The organism is Streptomyces populi (assembly GCF_002911015.1).
GTDB lineage: Bacteria > Actinomycetota > Actinomycetes > Streptomycetales > Streptomycetaceae > Streptomyces > Streptomyces populi.
Window position 1 is genome coordinate 15,892 of record NZ_KZ626870.1, and the last position, 16,194, is coordinate 32,085.

The 16,194-nt window shown below is 71.4% G+C and carries 13 protein-coding genes and 1 pseudogene; 5 read left to right on the top strand and 9 right to left on the bottom strand.

From position 1 onward, the window contains the following. Positions 1 to 44: 44 nt before the first annotated feature. Positions 45 to 1,489 (top strand): annotated as a pseudogene (locus CW362_RS17780) (cytosine permease). Here CW362_RS17780 and CW362_RS44545 read toward each other — a convergent pair. The 5 genes from CW362_RS44545 to CW362_RS17800 all read right to left on the bottom strand — a co-directional run bounded on the left by CW362_RS44545 (position 1,461) and on the right by CW362_RS17800 (position 6,761). Further along, positions 1,461 to 1,673, bottom strand: a complete 213-nt coding sequence (locus tag CW362_RS44545; protein WP_240657849.1) for a hypothetical protein — start codon at positions 1,671 to 1,673, stop codon at positions 1,461 to 1,463. The pseudogene CW362_RS17780 and the gene CW362_RS44545 sit on opposite strands and share 29 nt — an antisense overlap. A gap of 108 nt (positions 1,674 to 1,781) precedes the next feature. Further along, entirely contained in the window at positions 1,782 to 3,119 is a 1,338-nt protein-coding gene (locus tag CW362_RS17785) for a KamA family radical SAM protein (RefSeq protein WP_103550471.1), read from the bottom strand. Between the two features lie 14 nt (positions 3,120 to 3,133). Next, positions 3,134 to 4,204, bottom strand: coding sequence for a hypothetical protein (locus tag CW362_RS17790; RefSeq protein WP_103550472.1), 1,071 nt, complete (start codon positions 4,202 to 4,204; stop codon positions 3,134 to 3,136). 157 nt (positions 4,205 to 4,361) lie between these two features. Then, complete coding sequence (locus CW362_RS17795; RefSeq protein WP_103550473.1) at positions 4,362 to 5,450, bottom strand: branched-chain amino acid aminotransferase; 1,089 nt, start codon at positions 5,448 to 5,450, stop codon at positions 4,362 to 4,364. 267 nt (positions 5,451 to 5,717) lie between these two features. Further along, positions 5,718 to 6,761, bottom strand: coding sequence for a 3-isopropylmalate dehydrogenase (locus CW362_RS17800; protein ID WP_103550474.1), 1,044 nt, complete (start codon positions 6,759 to 6,761; stop codon positions 5,718 to 5,720). A gap of 142 nt (positions 6,762 to 6,903) precedes the next feature. Here CW362_RS17800 and CW362_RS17805 point away from each other — a divergent pair, with 142 nt between their 5' ends. Then, positions 6,904 to 8,505 carry a purple acid phosphatase family protein gene (locus tag CW362_RS17805; RefSeq protein ID WP_103550475.1) on the top strand — a complete coding sequence of 534 codons (1,602 nt, stop codon included), beginning with the start codon at positions 6,904 to 6,906 and terminating at the stop codon, positions 8,503 to 8,505. Positions 8,506 to 8,614: 109 nt separating this feature from the next. On the opposite strand, the gene CW362_RS45300 is transcribed toward CW362_RS17805, so the two are convergent. After that, entirely contained in the window at positions 8,615 to 8,746 is a 132-nt protein-coding gene (locus CW362_RS45300) for a hypothetical protein (RefSeq protein WP_103550476.1), read from the bottom strand. Between the two features lie 440 nt (positions 8,747 to 9,186). Here CW362_RS45300 and CW362_RS17815 point away from each other — a divergent pair, with 440 nt between their 5' ends. Continuing rightward, positions 9,187 to 10,053, top strand: coding sequence for an alpha/beta fold hydrolase (locus CW362_RS17815; protein ID WP_103550477.1), 867 nt, complete (start codon positions 9,187 to 9,189; stop codon positions 10,051 to 10,053). An 89-nt stretch (positions 10,054 to 10,142) separates the two neighbouring features. Continuing rightward, positions 10,143 to 10,349: a DUF5988 family protein gene (locus tag CW362_RS17820; protein WP_103550478.1), complete on the top strand. Its 207-nt coding sequence runs from the start codon at positions 10,143 to 10,145 to the stop codon at positions 10,347 to 10,349. A gap of 127 nt (positions 10,350 to 10,476) precedes the next feature. Here the strand turns inward: CW362_RS17820 and pruA are convergent, their stop codons facing one another. Both pruA and CW362_RS17830 read right to left on the bottom strand, forming a co-directional pair. Further along, positions 10,477 to 12,108 carry an L-glutamate gamma-semialdehyde dehydrogenase gene (pruA, locus tag CW362_RS17825; protein WP_103550479.1) on the bottom strand — a complete coding sequence of 544 codons (1,632 nt, stop codon included), beginning with the start codon at positions 12,106 to 12,108 and terminating at the stop codon, positions 10,477 to 10,479. A 39-nt stretch (positions 12,109 to 12,147) separates the two neighbouring features. Beyond that, a complete protein-coding gene (locus tag CW362_RS17830) occupies positions 12,148 to 13,074 on the bottom strand; it encodes a proline dehydrogenase family protein (RefSeq protein WP_103550480.1) in 927 nt (308 codons plus the stop codon). A gap of 143 nt (positions 13,075 to 13,217) precedes the next feature. On the opposite strand from CW362_RS17830, the gene CW362_RS17835 reads away from it, so the two are divergent. Next, the gene (locus CW362_RS17835; protein WP_376453726.1) at positions 13,218 to 14,480 is read left to right on the top strand and encodes a PucR family transcriptional regulator; all 1,263 of its coding nucleotides are present in this window, start codon (positions 13,218 to 13,220) and stop codon (positions 14,478 to 14,480) included. Between the two features lie 144 nt (positions 14,481 to 14,624). On the opposite strand, the gene pdxR is transcribed toward CW362_RS17835, so the two are convergent. Next, positions 14,625 to 16,052 carry a MocR-like pyridoxine biosynthesis transcription factor PdxR gene (gene pdxR / locus CW362_RS17840; protein ID WP_103550482.1) on the bottom strand — a complete coding sequence of 476 codons (1,428 nt, stop codon included), beginning with the start codon at positions 16,050 to 16,052 and terminating at the stop codon, positions 14,625 to 14,627. Between the last annotated feature and the right edge of the window lie 142 nt (positions 16,053 to 16,194).

Genomic DNA, 16,194 nt, shown 5'->3' on the forward strand with positions numbered 1-16,194 from the left:
TGCTTTCCCGCACCACGCCAGGCGGCCGTCGAAGGAGACCAGCCATGCCGATCGAACAGCGCGGAGTCGACACCATTCCGGACGAGGAACGCACCAGCGGGCCGCGCGACCTCGTGTCGATCCTGCTCGGTTCCAACCTCTGCCTCGGGGTGATCATCTTCGGCTGGCTGCCGCCCTCGTTCGGGCTCGACTGGTGGTCCTCGATCAGCTCGATCGTGGCAGGCACGGTCGTCGGGACGGCGCTCACCGCGCCGCTGGCGCTGGTCTCGCTGCGGACCGGCACCAACCTCTCCACCTCCTCCGGCGCGCAGTTCGGCGTGCGCGGCCGACTGGTCGGCTCTGTCGTCGGCCTGCTCCTCGCGCTCGGCTACACCGCGCTGACCGTGTGGATCGGCGGCGACGTGATGGTCGGCGTCCTCGGCCGCCTCTTCGGCCTCGACGCGGACGGGCTGTCGTACGCCGTGGTGTACACGGTGCTGGCCGCCGCCACCGTCGCGGGCGCCGTCTACGGCTACCGGGTGCTGCTCGCCATGTCCCGCGCCCTCGCCATCGGCATGTCGGCCCTGCTGGTGGCCGGCGTGGTCGCGTACGCCCCGCACTTCAGCACGGCCGCGCTCCCGGAGGCCGGCGGCTACCTGCTCGGCTCCTACTGGCCGACCTGGCTGCTCGCGGCCGTCGCGGCCGGTCTGTCGGGCCCGATCGCGTTCATCACGCTGCTGGGCGACTACACCCGCTACATATCGCCCGAGCGCCACTCCTCCCGCACGGTCCTGCACGGCACCTGGCTCGGCCTGATCGCCGGTCTGCTGGTCCCCCAGCTCTTCGGCACCTTCACCGCGTACGGGGCCCGCGCGGCCCTCGACTACGCGGGACCGCTGGTCTCGGCGTCCCCCACCTGGTACCTGATCCCGCTGCTGCTGGCCGCCTCGGCGGGCTCGGTCGGCAACGCCGGCCTGATGCTCTACTCGATGGGCCTCGACCTCGACGCGATCCTGCCCCGCGCCTCGCGCGCCCGCGCCACCTGCGCCGTCGCCGTCGTCGCCATGCTCTGCGTGTTCGTCGGCCACTACGCCTGGAACGCCCAGTCCGCGATGACGTCGTTCGTGCTGCTGCTGACCGCGATCGGCACCCCGTGGGCGGTCATCACCCTGATCGGCTTCGTCCGCTGCCGCGGGATCTACGACGCCGACGCCCTCCAGGTCTTCAACCGCCGTTCCCGCGGCGGCGTCTACTGGTACCGGTCCGGCTGGAACGTCCGGGCCACCGCGTCCTGGGCGCTGGGCGCCGTCGTCGGCCTGCTGGCCGTCTCCCTGCCCTCCTACGAGGGCCCGCTGCTGTCCCTGACGGGCGGGGTGGATGTAGCTTCATCCTGTCGGGCCTGGTCGGCGGCGCCGCCTACCTGGCCCTTACCCCGAAGGCAGCCTCGGGCACGAACAACCCGGCGTCCGCCCAGACAGAGATCAGCCTCGCAACAGACCCACAGCGCTGAACGTCACCACGAGCAGACCCATCGCGCCCCCGAAAGCGACAGCCGCAGAGGTGACGATGGCGGTGACCCCGGCACCCTCTTTGATCTTCAGGAGCGATGCAACGAGTGCAACGATTATGGCAAGCAGGACAGCGACGAGTAGCCAGACAGCGGTTACGCCCAGCTGGGCTGACGACAGATTCACGGCAGCGTCCTTCCAGGGATTGGCGGCATCAGGTGAGTTGACACGTCGGTCGGACGACCAAGTGTGTCGCTGTGCGTGAGGACTAGATCGGCTTCGGCTCAGCCGGTGTCACACCAGGTCGAGCCCGGGCAGGAACCGGCTCGCGCCGAAAGCCGGCTTTAGGTCGCTGAACCAGGTGGCGCGCTCGTCGTAGGCGGCGAAGAACGGGCGCCCCACCAGGTCCGGATCGCGGGCCTGGATGAGGTGGAGCACGAAGACCTTCTCCCCGGCCACCTCCGCCGTCCCGTCCACGCAGACCTTGCCGGGCATCGCCGACATGACCGGGCCGCGCACGGTCCGCGCGAGGCCGGACACCTGGGCGTAGGCGTCGCGGAAGATCTGGTGGCAGCGGGCCAGCGGCACCCCGAAGTAGCCCTGCGGGCCGGTGTCCCGCTCGACGAACTGGTAGTACGGGACCGCCCCGAGCGCGGTCGTCTCGTTCCACAGCTCGGCCCACGCCTCCGCGCTGTCGTTGATCCCCCTGACCAGCGGACCCTGGCAGCGGATCACGGCCCCCGTGTCGCGCACCCGGCGCATCGCCGCGCGCACGGCCGGGGGCCGCAGCTCCTGCGGGTGCGTGAAGTGGGCCATCAGGGCGAGGTTCCGGCCGCTCGCCACCACCTTCTCCAGCAGCCGCAGCAGGTCGTCGGCGTCGCGGTCGGTGAGGAAACGGTACGGCCAGAAGGCGAGCGACTTGGTCCCGATGCGGATCGAGCGGACCGTGTCGATCTCCAGGAGCGGCTCGACGTAACGGCGCAGCACCTCGGTACTCATCACCATCGGGTCGCCGCCCGTGATCAGTGTGCTGGTGACCTCGGGGTGGGCGCGCAGATAGGCGGACGTGGCGGCGATGTCGTCGGTGGCGATGCGCAGGTCGGACTCGCCGACGAACTGGGGCCAGCGGAAGCAGTACGTGCAGTAGGCGTGGCAGGTCTGGCCCTGGCGCGGGAAGACCAGCACCGTCTCCGGGTACTTGTGCTGGAGGCCGGTGAGGCGGCGCCCCTCGTGCACGGGGACGTTGGCGTCGAGCTGACCGGAGGGGTGCGGGTTGAGCCTCATCCGGATCTCGTGGGCCGCGCGCAGCACCTCGGCCTTCGGGGCCTCGTGGCGGAGCAGGTCCGTCATCTGCTTGAGGTCGGACTCGGGCAGCATCTCGGCCTGCGGGAACGTCAGCCGGAAGATCGGGTCGTCGGGCACGGCCGTCCAGTCGATCAGCTCGTCGACCACGTAGCTGTTCGTGCGGAACGGCAGGACGGCGGCCACGGCCCGCAGGGCGAGGCGTTCGTCGGGCGGCAGCGACACCCGCTGGAGCAGGCCGTCGAGGTCACGGGGGGTGAAGGCACGAAAGCGGGGGCTCGTGTCCGGGGATCGGGTGCTCGTGGGAGCCGGGTCGAGCGTTGAACTCATTGGTGCCGGAGCCTCTATTCCGTCAACGGCGCCGTAGGCCGCAGTTCGACGAAAGCCGTCGCCGTCGCATCGTACTTCTCCGTGAAGTGCTGGATGAGTAAGGCGTGCAGCTCGCTTTCGTCGTCGACCACGACGAGTTCGTGTGCGCCGGGGGCGCTCAAGGCGTCGCTGTGCGCCGACAGTTGGTCCAGCCGGTGGCGTGCCATGTACGACACGAGGTCGTGCCCGGCGACGTACAGGGCGTCGTCCGCACGGACGAAGCGGCAGCTGAACGCCCTGCGCCCGTCGGTCGCGTCGACCAGGGTCAGCGGCAGATGGGTGAACTCCTCCATGGGCTTGCTCTGCTGCCACAGCTCGTCGAAGCGCTGCTCGACGAAGGTGCCGAGCGGGGAGCGGACGGCCACTTCGAGCTGGACGCCCTCGCCGGAGAGCCGGCCGACGGTGAGGAACGAGACGAGGGAACGGTCGTCCCAGCGGTAGAGGGTCACCCCGGGGGACGTGGAACACAGGCGCACTTCGAGGAGGTGACGGGACTCCTCGTCCAGCCGCTGCGCGAAGCGGTCCAGGGTGCGCAGGTTGCGCATGATGTCGCGGCGGATGTCGGCGCTCCGCTCGCCCAGTTCACGGCCGCGCAGGATGACGGCCAGGGAGTCCGGGTCCAGGAGCAGGATCTGGACGCGGGCGCCGTGCCCGGTGGCCGCCTTGACGCCGCGGAAGAGCCGCTCGGAGAACTGCGGGCCGAAGACGCTGGAGAAGGTGTCGAGCACCTTGACGTTCGAGGTGGCGCCGTGGACCTGGGCGCTGAACCATTCGTAGTCCAGCCGGGTGTGCTCGCGGACGCGGCCCTCCTGGGCACGGCTGATCAGCGGGCCGATCACGAAGACGGTGACGACGACGCCGACGATGTCGGTGCCGAGGTTGAGGGTCAGGTTCTCCCCGTAGTTGTCCATCCGGCTGCTGCTCCAGAGCAGCAGGGCGGCGACGGCGGCGAGCAGGCCGAGGACCGTGAGGCTCTGGGGGCGCCGCGGGGTGCGCAGGGCCCGTAACAGCCGACGCGGCCGTGCCAGCGGCGACCTTGCGCTCACCTGCGCTCCCTCCCGTGGCCGTGCGGGCGCACAGGAGGACACGCTCCCCCCGTGGACTGAGTGGATACCCGCGCCTCCGGGGCCCTACGCGTCGAACGAACAGCCGGTCCCCGCAACCCTGTCGGGATGCGGGGACCGGCCAGGGGTGCGGGAGGGATCAGCCCAGGGGGTGCATCCAGCCGTGCTTGTCCTCCGTGACGCCGCGCTGGATGTCGAGCAGGGCCTCGCGCAGGCGGAGGGTGACCTTGCCGGGCTCGCCGCCGGACTGGAGCCACTCGGTGCCCTCGCGCTTGACCGTGCCGACGGGGGTGATGACGGCGGCCGTGCCGCAGGCGAAGACCTCGGTGAGGGTGCCGTTCTCGGCGTCGGTCTGCCACTGGTCGATGGAGACGCGGCCCTCCTCGGCGGTGTAGCCGAGGTCGCGGGCGACGGTCAGCAGGGAGTCGCGGGTGACGCCCTCCAGGATCGAGCCGGTGAGGGACGGGGTGACGATCCGGTCGCCGTACACGAAGTACAGGTTCATGCCGCCGAGTTCCTCGATCCACTTGTGCTCGACCGCGTCGAGGTAGCAGACCTGGTCGCAGCCCTTGGCGGCGGCCTCCTTCTGCGCGAGCAGCGAGGCGGCGTAGTTGCCGCCCGTCTTCGCGTCGCCCATGCCGCCGGGGACGGCGCGGACGCGGTCCTCGGAGAGCCAGATCCTCACGGGCTTCACGCCGCCCGCGAAGTAGGCGCCGGCGGGCGAGGCGATGACGAGGAAGAGGTACTCGTTGGCGGGCTTCACGCCGAGACCGACCTCGGTCGCGATCATGAAGGGACGCAGGTACAGGGACTCCTCGCCGCCGTGCGCGGGAACCCAGTCGCGGTCCTGGCGGACCAGCGCGTCACAGGCCTCGATGAAGGTCTCCACGGGCAGCTCGGGCATACCGAGCCGACGGGCGGAGGCCTGGAAGCGCTTGGCGTTCTTGTCGGGGCGGAAGGTCGCGACGGAGCCGTCGGGCCGGCGGTAGGCCTTGAGGCCCTCGAAGATCTCCTGCGCGTAGTGCAGGGTCATGTTCGCCGGGTCGAGGGAGAGCGGTCCGTACGGAACGAGCTGGCCGTCGTGCCAGCCGCGGCCCTCGGTCCACTTGATGGTCACCATGTGATCGGTGAAGTGGCGGCCGAATCCCGGGTTGGCCAGGATCGCCTCGCGCTCGGCGGCGGCGAGCGGACTGGCGGAGGGCTTGAGCTCGATCGTGGGCTGCGTCATGAGTGGTTTTGTCCTTCACCGGTTGTATGTGACGGGCCGCGCTCACACCCGGACCGTCCGTGGCCAGTGCTAGGACGTCCGAGCATTCCCTCGTTCCGCGGCTCCGCCTTCGATTATCGCGCGCGGAGGACCGTGGACGAAACGGTGTGAATACGGCCCAGGGAATGACCCAGGGGATTGATGGTGGCACCCGGCGAGGGAACGGCGAAAGCCGCCGGGTGCGGATGCGACCCGGCGGCTGTCACGGAACGTGGGTGGTGCGCCGGGTCAGCCGGCTACACGCAGGGCGAGCGCGTCGCCGATCTCCTCGGTGCTGCGGGCGGGCTTGCCGACCCGCTCGGCGAGGTCGGCGGAGACGGCCTCCTCGATCCGGGCGGCCTCGGCCTCGTAGCCGAGGTGGCGCAGCAGCAGGGCGACGGACAGGACGGTGGCGCTGGGGTCGGCCTTGCCCTGGCCCGCGATGTCGGGCGCCGAGCCGTGCACGGGCTCGAACATCGAGGGGAACTCGCCGCTGGGGTTGATGTTGCCGGAGGCGGCGACGCCGATGCCGCCGGAGACGGCCGCGGCCAGGTCGGTGATGATGTCGCCGAAGAGGTTGTCGGTGACGATCACGTCGAAGCGCTCGGGCTGGGTGACGAGGAAGATCGTCGCCGCGTCCACGTGGATGTAGTCGGTGGTGACCTCGGGGAACTCCTCGGCCACCTTGTTGAAGATGTTCGTCCACAGGTGGCCCGCGAAGGTCAGCACGTTGTTCTTGTGGACCAGCGTCAGCTTCTTGCGCGGGCGGGCCTGGGCGCGGGCGAAGGCGTCACGGACGACGCGCTCGACACCGAAGGCCGTGTTGACGGAGACCTCGGTGGCGACCTCGTGCTCGGTGCCCTTGCGGATGGTGCCGCCGTTGCCGGTGTACGGGCCCTCGGTTCCCTCGCGGACGACGACGAAGTCGATCTCGGGCTGACCGGCCAGCGGCGTGGCGACGCCCGGCAGGAGCTTCGAGGGACGCAGGTTCACGTGGTGGTCGAAGGCGAAGCGGAGTTTGAGCAGGAAGCCGCGCTCCAGGACGCCGGACGGGACCGAGGGGTCGCCGATCGCGCCGAGCAGGATGGCGTCGTGCCCCTTCAGGGCTTCGAGGTCGGCGTCGGTGAGGGTCTCACCGGTGGCGTGGTAGCGCCGGGCGCCGAAGTCGAACTCCTTGGTCTCCAGCTTCACGTCCTGCGGGAGGACGGCGGAGAGGACTTTGAGCCCCTGGGCCACGACTTCCTGGCCGATGCCGTCACCGGGGATCACTGCGAGATCGATGCTGCGAGACATGACGGCACCGTACTCCTTGTCCCATGGAATGACACACGATGTCCGCCATACGGACAATATGGTGTCGCGCCACGTCCACCCTTCGACCCACGTTCACCCGTACGTATGAACGCCGTTGGTGCGGGCTGGGAACTTTCCAGACATGACCGCTCCCTCCCCGGGGACCTCCCCCGAGTCCCCCGTCCCCGACGTCGGCATCCCGTACGAGCTCGCGCGCGGCATGAGCATGGCGGAGCAGTACGAGTACCTGAGGACACGCCTCACCCGGCGCCGGGCCCTCGTGGCGGCGAGCGCCTTCGCGGGCGGCGGACTGCTGGCCGGCTGCGCCCAGGGCACCCGGGGCCCCTCCCGGACGGCGTCCGGCTCCTCGCCGAGCCCGGCCACCAGCCGCGTGCCCGGCGCCGCCGTCGTCCCGTTCGGCCGCCACCTCGCCTTCGGCGCGAACCCGAAGTCCCAGATGCGGATCTCCTGGCAGGTGCCGTTCGCGGTCAGGAAGCCGTACATCCGGGTGGGCCCGACACCCTGGACCCTCAGCCGCCGGATCGAGGCCGAGGTCCGCCATCTGCACACCCCCGGCCTCGCCGGGCAGCGGGCGGCCCTCGACCAGTACTACCTGCACGCGGCGCTCGACGGGCTGCACCCGGGGACGACGTACTACTACGGCGTCGGCCACGAGGGCTTCGACCCGGCGAGCGGGGAGCGGCACTCCACGATCGGCCATTTCCGCACGGCGCCCGCGCACCCCGAGAAGTTCGTGTTCACCGCCTTCGGCGACCAGGGCGTCACCCCCGACGCGCTGGCGAACGACAAGGTGCTCCTCGGCCGCGGTCCCGCCTTCCATCTGCACGCGGGCGACATCTGCTACGCGGACGGGACCGGGCACGGCCAGAAGTCGGACATCTACGACCCGGCCGCCTGGGACCTGTTCCTCAAGCAGACCGAGACGGTCGCGAGGACCGTTCCGTGGATGGTGACGACCGGCAACCACGACATGGAGGCCTGGTACTCGCCGAACGGCTACGGAGGCCAGTCGGCGCGCTGGACGCTCCCCGGCAACGGCTTCGACCCCCGGCACGCGCCCGGCGCCTACTCGTTCGTCTACGGCAACGTCGGCGTCGTCGCGCTGGACGCCAACGACGTGTCGTACGAGATCCCCGCCAACAAGGGCTACTCGGAGGGCAGGCAGACGGCCTGGCTCGACAAACGGCTCGGGGAGCTGCGCGAGCAGGTCGACTTCGTGGTCGTCTTCTTCCACCACTGCGCCTACTCGACGTCGACGCACGCCTCCGACGGAGGGGTGCGCGACGCCTGGGTACCGCTGTTCGCCAAGCACCAGGTGGACCTGGTGATCAACGGGCACAACCACGTGTACGAGCGCACCGACGCCATCAAGGGCGGCAAGGTGGGCCGGCAGGTGCCGGTGGGCGCCTCGACCGATCCGACCCGGGACGGGATCGTCTACGTCACGGCCGGCGGGGCGGGCAAGAGCCTCTACAGCTTCCCCGACGGGGTCGAGGACAGCCACGAGGGCAAGGCCACGCGGCACGAGGCCGTCGAGACCTTCCACTGGACGAAGTCGAGTCGGAAGAAGGCGGACACCGTGGAGTGGTCACGGGTCCGGTACACCGGCTTCTCCTTCCTCTCGGTGGAGGCGCAGGCGGGTCCCTCGCCCCGGCTCAAGGTGTCGGCGCTGGCCCAGAGCGGCGAGCGCATCGACCACTTCGAGGTACGGCGCGGGACCTGAACACCGCGACAGCGCGCGGCGGCCGGTGCCGGGGGCCGAGGTGCGGCGCGGGGCACCGCCCCGCGCCGCACCCCCGGGGTGCGGCTCCCGGTTCGGAGGGCGGCGGGCCTCAGTGGCCCGTCGCTCCGCCGTTGTCCCTGCGGTCGAGGGCGCGCTGGAGCGCGGCGGCGGCGTTCTTGCGGTCGGACTCGCTGCTCGTGCGAGAGAGGTGACGGACTCGGCGGACGGTCGTCTCGGCCATGATGAATCGACTCCTTGCCCCCGGTGGCGCCCGAACGGGCGGCCGGAAGTGCGGTGAGGGATTTACGAGACGCCGGAAGGGGCGGGGAGCGGTGCCGCAGGGGTTGCCTGCCAGGGGCTCCGGCTCACGACCGCCATTCGCTTGGTCGAGCGAGACGTTCGGCTCCTACCAAGCTAGGCGAGGACCGGCCATCTGTCTCCACAATTACTCGGACTTCCTACTATCTGAGACGGCGGATTGCGTCACACGGCCGCGACCTGGGATTTCGTCCGGGACGCGATGCCCTCTCACAGGCGCGCCGCCCCCCTCCACGCGGCCGGCGCACGACGAGAGACCCCCTTCACTCTTCTAACCCCCAAAAACATCTTGACCAGTTAGGCGTGAGCATGCTGAACTGTTCTCACCACCAAGAAGGCTTTCAGGGGTTAGGGGATCCGATCATGAGCAGCCACCCGGTCCACCACCGCACCACCACCGTCGACGGCCACGTGATCGCCTACCGCGAGGCGGGCCCCGCGGACGCGCCCGTCCTGCTCCTGCTGCACGGCTTCCCGAGCAGCTCGCACATGTTCCGGGACCTGCTGCCGCTGCTCGCCGACCGCTACCACCTGATCGCCCCCGACCACCTCGGTTTCGGCCGCTCGGACGCCCCGGCCGCCGGGGACTTCCCGTACTCCTTCGACCGGCTCGCCGAGATCACCGGGCGGTTCACGGAGCAGCTCGGCCTGAAGGAGTACGCGCTCTACATCCAGGACTACGGCGCCCCGATCGGCCTGCGCCTGGCGCTCGCCCACCCCGAGCGGGTGACCGCGATCGTCACGCAGAACGGCAACGCGTACGAGGAAGGGCTGGGCGCCGACGCCTGGGCACCGGTGCTGGCGCTGATCGCGGAGCGCACCCCCGAGACGGAGGCCCCGGTCCGGGCGATCAGCAGCCCGGACGGGATCCGGTGGCAGTACCTGACCGGCGTGGCGGACCCGACCCTGGTCAGCCCCGACGCCTACGAGCACGACGCGGCCCTGATGGCCCGTCCGGGGCAGGGCGAGATCCAGCTCGACCTGATCTCCGACTACGGCTCCAACATCGCGCTCTACCCGGCGTTCCAGGAGTACTTCCGCACCAGCCGGGTCCCGCTCCTGGCCGTCTGGGGCGGCGGCGACGAGATCTTCGTCCCCGAGGGCGCCCTCGCCTTCCGCCGCGACCTCCCGGACGCCGAGATCCATCTGCTCCCCACCGGGCACTTCGCCCTGGAGACGCACGCGGCCCAGATCGCGGCCCTGATCCGGGACTTCCTCGGCCGGATCTGACGGCCGGCGACGGGGAGGCGGATCACCCGCACGACTGATCCTCCGCGCGGCGTGCCACATCGGGCTCCGGCGCAGGGAACGGTCACGTCATGAGCGACACGACCAGAGCACTGCTCGAAGGCGGACCGGAAGACCTGCCCGAACGGATCGTCCCCGCCCCGGACCCCGGATCGGACGTGAAGATCGAGTTCCGCGGTGGATACGAACACTTCAGGCCGACCTCGCGTCACGCGGACTCGTCGGAGGGCACGCTGCCCGTGTACGAGTGGTGGGAGCGGACGGAGCTCCCCGGATAGCGCCGCGCCCGTCCGTGCGGGCCGGGAACGTGGAACCGCCCCCGCTCCACGGCCGGGGGAGACCGTGGGGCGGGGGCGGAGCGGGTGACGGGCCGCCGGTGCGGGGACCGGCGGCCTCGTTCGGCTGTCAGCCCATGTGCGGGTAGCCGTAGTCGGTCGGCGGGACCAGCGTCTCCTTGATGGCGCGGGTCAGCGTCCAGCGCATCAGGTTCTGCGGGGCGCCGGCCTTGTCGTTGGTGCCGGAGGCGCGGCCGCCGCCGAAGGGCTGCTGGCCGACGACGGCGCCGGTCGACTTGTCGTTGATGTAGAAGTTGCCCGCCGCGTAGCGGAGCTTCTCCATCGTGTACGCGGCCGCCGCGCGGTCACCGGAGATGACCGAGCCGGTGAGCGCGTAGTCGGACGCCGACTCCATCTGGGTCAGCATCTCGTCGTACTTGTCGTCCTCGTAGACGTACACGGCGAGGAACGGGCCGAAGTACTCGGTCGTGAAGACCTCGTTCTCCGGGTCCGTGCACTCGACGACGGTCGGGCGCACGAAGTAGCCGACGGAGTCGTCGTACGAGCCGCCCGCGACGATCGTGCAGGTCGGATCGGCCTTCGCGCGGTCGATGGCCGCCTTGTTCTTGGCGAACGAGCGCTCGTCGATGACCGCGCCGATGAAGTTCGACAGGTCGGTGACGTCACCCATGGTCAGGTAGTCGACCTCGGCCGCGAACTCCTCCTTGAAACCGGAGTTCCAGATGGAGGCCGGGACGTAGGCGCGGGAGCTCGCCGAGCACTTCTGGCCCTGGTACTCGAAGGAACCGCGGGTCAGGGCGGTCTTGAGGACCGCGCGGTCCGCCGACGGGTGGGCGACGACGAAGTCCTTGCCGCCGGTCTCGCCGACCAGGCGCGGGTAGGAGCGGTACTTCTCGATGTTGTTGCCGACCGTCTTCCACAGGTACTGGAAGGTCTTGGTCGAGCCGGTGAAGTGGATGCCGGCCAGGTCGCGGTGGACCAGCGCCACCTTGGAGACCTCGATGCCGTCACCGGTGACGAGGTTGATGACGCCCTTGGGCAGGCCCGCCTCCTCCAGGAGCTGCATCAGCAGCACGGCGGCGTGGGTCTGCGTCGGGGACGGCTTCCACACGACGACGTTGCCCATGAGCGCCGGGGCGGTGGGCAGGTTGCCCGCGATCGCCGTGAAGTTGAACGGCGTGATCGCGTAGACGAAGCCCTCCAGCGGGCGGTGGTCCATGCGGTTCCACACGCCCGGGGAGTTCGCCGGGGGCTGCTCGGCGAGGATCTGGCGGGCGTAGTGGACGTTGAAGCGCCAGAAGTCGACGAGCTCGCAGGGGGTGTCGATCTCGGCCTGCTGGGCGGTCTTCGACTGGCCGAGCATGGTGGAGGCGGCCAGCGTCTCGCGCCAGGGGCCGGCCAGCAGCTCGGCGGCGCGCAGGATGATCGCCGCGCGGTCGTCGAAGGACATCGCGCGCCAGGCGGGGGCGGCGGCGAGGGCCGCGTCGACGGCGTCCTGGGCGTCCTGCTGGGTGGCGTTGGCGTAGGTGCCGATGCGCGCCTTGTGGTTGTGCGGCTGCACGACGTCGAAACGCTCGCCGCCGCCCATGCGCTTCTCGCCGCCGATGGTCATCGGCAGGTCGATCGGGTTCTCGGCCAGCTCCTTGAGCTTGACCTCCAGGCGGGCACGCTCGGGCGAACCGGGGGCGTAGCCGTGCACCGGCTCGTTGACGGGGGTGGGGACCTGGGTCACAGCGTCCATGGTTTCCGTAACTCCTTGAGTCGAGCGGGTGGTTCGGTCTCAGCCCTTGGTGAGGATCGAGCGCGCGAAGAAGAGCAGGTTGGCCGGCTTCTCCGCCAGGCGGCGCATGAAGTAGCCGTACCAGTCGGTGCCGTACGCGGTGTAGACGCGCATGCGGTGGCCCTCGGCGGCGAGCCGCACGTGCTCGTCGCTGCGGATGCCGTACAGCATCTGGAACTCGTACTCGTCCAGCTTGCGCCCGGCCTTGCGCGCCAGCTCCTGCGCGATGGAGATGAGGCGCGGGTCGTGGGACCCGATCATCGGGTAGCCCTCGCCCTCCATCAGGATCTTCAGGATGCGGACGTACGCCTTGTCGGTCTCGGACTTCTGCTGGTACGCGACCTCGGCGGGCTCCTTGTAGGCGCCCTTCACCAGACGGACGCGGCTGCCGCTCTCGGCGAGGCGGCGGGCGTCGGCCTCGGTGCGGAACAGGTACGCCTGGATCACACAGCCGGTCCCCGGGAAGTCCTTCCGCAGCTCCTCGTGGATGGCGAACATCGAGTCGAGGGTGGTGTGGTCCTCGGCGTCCAGCGTGACGGTGGTGCCGATGGCGGCGGCGGCCTCGACGACCGGACGGACGTTGGCCAGGGCGAGCTCGTGGCCGCCCTCCAGGGCCTGGCCGAACATCGACAGCTTGACCGACATCTCGGCCTTCGTGCCGAGGCCGAGCTCCTTCAGGCGGCCGATCAGCTCCAGGTAGGCGTCACGGGCGGCGTAGGACTGCTCGGGGGTCGTGATGTCCTCGCCGACGACGTCCATCGTGACCTCGAGGCCCTTGCCCGTGAGGTCCTCGATGATCGGGACGACCTGGTCGACGGTCTCACCGGGGATGAAGCGGTCGACGACCGGCTTGGTCACCGGGGCGGCCGAGATCAGACGGCGCATCTTGTCGCTGCGCGAGGCGGCGAGAATCACGGGACCCAGCACGGGGCACCTCCACAACGAGATCAGCAGGAGGCCGAATCCCGACGTTTCGGGTACGGCACGGAGAACCACCGTGAAACCTAGGGATATCTCCGATCGTGGGCCATCGACAGCTGTCACGCATCCCTGCCCCAGATCTCAGACATATGTATGAAGGCCTCGCGGAAATGCGCGAGAATACGGGCGTGAGCGGTGAACACAGAGGCGACTATCAGGAGCTGGTCGACGAGATCTCGGCGCTCCTCGGCGTCCCCGCGACGCTGGAGAACCGCGATTTCGAGCTGATCGCCTTCGGCGCGTACGACAGCGAGGGCGACCTCGACCCGTCCGCCCTGGACCCCGTGCGCACCCGCTCGATCCTCACCCGGCGGTCCACCACCGCGGTCCGCACCTGGTTCGAGGGCTTCGGCATCACCCGCGCGACCGGGCCCGTGCGCATCCCGCCGACCCCCGAGGCCGGGGTCTACCGGGGACGGATCTGTCTGCCGGTACGCCATCGGGGCGTCGTCCTCGGTTACGTCTGGCTGCTCGAGGACGACCCGGGCCCCACCGACGCCCAGCTCGCCGGGGCCATGCAGGTGGCCTCCCGCATCGGCGCGCTGCTCGCGGACGAGGCCCAGGCCGGCGCCGACCTCACCCGCGAGCTGCGGGCCGTCCTGACCGCCGAGCGGGGCTGGCAGCGGGACATGGCGGTGGCCGAGCTGCGTACGGCGCTCGGCCCGCGCGGCGAGGGACCGCACACGGTGGTGTGCGTGGCGCCCTGGCCCTCGGCCGACCCGGACGACGCGCCGTCCGCCCGCACGGTGCCGGGGGCGACCGCGCTGTGCACCATCCCGTGGGGCACCACCGCCCAGAGCCTGGCCCTGCTGGTCCGGCTGCGTTCGCCGGACGTCCTGACCCCGGCCCTGACGGCGGCCGGCCGGTTCGTGCGGGAGGCTGCGGGCGTCCGTGGCGGGGGGACCGCCCCCGGCGGCGGTCCGGGAACCGCCTCCCCGGCCGGAGCGGCGGCCGGGGTCGCCGCGGCCCGGGAAGGACTCGGGGAGCTGGGGGCCGCCTGGCGCGAGGCCGCCGCGGCCGCGCGTGCGGTGCTGGCCGAGCCCCGGCTCGGTCCGGTCGCCGAGTGGGACGCGATCGGCCCCTTCCGGCTCCTCACCGCCCTGCCGCCGGACGTGGCCCACGACCCGGCCGTGAAGGCCCTGTTGGGCACCGCCCACCGCGAACTCGCGCGCACGGCCGAGGTGTTCCTCGACCGGGCGGGCCAGGCCGGGCGCACGGCGGCCGAGTTGGGCATCCACCGCCAGACGCTCTACTACCGCCTGTCCCGCGTGGAGCAGCTCACCGGCCTCGACCTGGACGACGGCGAGGACCGGCTGCTGCTGCACATGGCGCTGAAGGGCGCGCGGCTCTAGCGGGCCCCTGCGCGGGGAGCCTGTGGGGTGCGATCCGGCGGCCGGGGCCTGCCCGGCAGACCCGGGAGGGGCTGATCCGGCTCAACCGCGGCCGGGCGGGACGGGTCCGAGGGGGCGGGTCCGCCCCGGAGGGGTGGGGCCGGCTCAGCCGGGGTGCGGTGGGCGGGGCGCGTCGGTCAGCAGGCCGGCGACCGCCGCCACGCCCTCGGTGATCGCCCGCTCCCCCACGGCGCCGAAGCCGAGCACCAGACGGGGCGGCGTCGCCGCCCCGTCCGAGCGGCACGCGCTCATGCCGTACAGGCCGACGAGACGCTCCCGGGCCGCGGCGATCACGGACCGTTCGTCGGCGGCCGGCTCCAGGTGCAGGACCGCGTGGAACCCCGCGGCCAGCCCGGTGAGCCGGACCCCGGGAGCGTGCGCGGCCAGCGCGGCGACCAGGGCCGCGCGCCGGGCCGCGTAGACCGTGCGCATCCGGCGCAGATGGCGGTCGTGGCGCCCGGACTCGATCAGCCGGGCGAGGGCGAGCTGGTCGAGGGCCGGGGAGCCGCGGTCGGCGAGGCGCTTGGCCTCCGTCAGCGGGGCGGCGAGGGCGGGCGGACACAGGATCCAGCCGATGCGCAGGGCCGGGGCGAGCGACTTGCTGACGGTGCCGATCGAGACGACCCGGTCGGCGGCCAGCCCCTGGAGGGCACCCACCGGCTCCCGGTCGTAGCGGAACTCGGCGTCGTAGTCGTCCTCGATGACGTACGCGTCCCGCCGCATGGCCCACCGGATCAGGGCGGTCCGGCGTTCGGGGGCCAGGACGACGCCGGTGGGCCACTGGTGGGCCGGGGTGACGATGACCGCGCGGGCCCCGGTCGCGTCGAGCGCCCGTACGTCGACGCCGCCCTCGTCGACCGGGACGGGCACGGCCCGCAGGCCCGCGACGCCTACGGCGGCCGACGCGGTGGCGGGTCCGCCCGGGTCCTCGTAGGCCACCGCGCGCACACCGGCGAGCGCCAGGGCGCGCAGCGTCAGTCCGAGCCCCTGGGCGTAGCCGGAGCAGACGACGATCCGCTCGGGGTCGGCGGCGGCCGCGCGCACCCGGCGCAGATAGCCGGCCAGTACCTCGCGCAGCACCGAGCTCCCGCGCGGATCGCCGTAGTCGAGGTCCGCCGTCGGCATCGCGCGGGCCGCCTCACGGGTCGCCCAGAGCCAGTCGGCGAGCGGGAAGCTCCCCAAGTCCGGTACTCCGTGCCGGAAGTCGGCGATCAGGCGCGGGGCGGGCCGTTCCCGGGACGCGGGCGCGGGCGGCACGTGCGCCCCCTCCGCGACCCGGGTGGCGGAGCCGGTCCGGGTCACCAGGTAGCCCTCTGCCTGGAGTTGGGCGTAGCAGTCCTGGACGAGGCCACGCGACAGGCCGAGTTCGCGGGCGAGTCCGCGGGAGGAGGGCAGGCGCTCCCCGGCGCCGAGCCGGCCCGTGCGGATCGCCTCGCGCAGCTGCCGCTCCAGCTGGGCGCGCAGCTGCTCACCGCTGTCCCAGTCGACGGACAGCAACAGCTCGGGCGACAGACCGGCCCACTCGGGAGGCATGGAATTGGAGCTTACCGGGGGTCCGCCGGGAACCTAGCGTCGTTCCCATGACGCCTTCCTCGACGCCCCGGACCTCCCGGACGCCTCCGCGGCGGTCCGTCGGCCGACCGCCGCTGCTGACCCGGCCCCTGATGCTCCGCTT

Excerpts from the sequence above, each read along its gene's own strand:
- pruA (WP_103550479.1), bottom strand. The coding sequence starts at position 12,108 with ATGGACGCTGTGACCCAGGTCCCCACCCCCGTCAACGAGCCGGTGCAC.
- CW362_RS45300 (WP_103550476.1), bottom strand. The coding sequence starts at position 8,746 with ATGGCCGAGACGACCGTCCGCCGAGTCCGTCACCTCTCTCGCACGAGC.
- CW362_RS17785 (WP_103550471.1), bottom strand. The coding sequence starts at position 3,119 with ATGAGTTCAACGCTCGACCCGGCTCCCACGAGCACCCGATCCCCGGAC.
- CW362_RS17820 (WP_103550478.1), top strand. The coding sequence starts at position 10,143 with ATGAGCGACACGACCAGAGCACTGCTCGAAGGCGGACCGGAAGACCTG.
- pdxR (WP_103550482.1), bottom strand. The coding sequence starts at position 16,052 with ATGCCTCCCGAGTGGGCCGGTCTGTCGCCCGAGCTGTTGCTGTCCGTC.
- CW362_RS17835 (WP_376453726.1), top strand. The coding sequence starts at position 13,218 with ATGTATGAAGGCCTCGCGGAAATGCGCGAGAATACGGGCGTGAGCGGT.
- CW362_RS17815 (WP_103550477.1), top strand. The coding sequence starts at position 9,187 with ATGAGCAGCCACCCGGTCCACCACCGCACCACCACCGTCGACGGCCAC.
- CW362_RS17800 (WP_103550474.1), bottom strand. The coding sequence starts at position 6,761 with ATGTCTCGCAGCATCGATCTCGCAGTGATCCCCGGTGACGGCATCGGC.
- CW362_RS17805 (WP_103550475.1), top strand. The coding sequence starts at position 6,904 with ATGACCGCTCCCTCCCCGGGGACCTCCCCCGAGTCCCCCGTCCCCGAC.
- CW362_RS17795 (WP_103550473.1), bottom strand. The coding sequence starts at position 5,450 with ATGACGCAGCCCACGATCGAGCTCAAGCCCTCCGCCAGTCCGCTCGCC.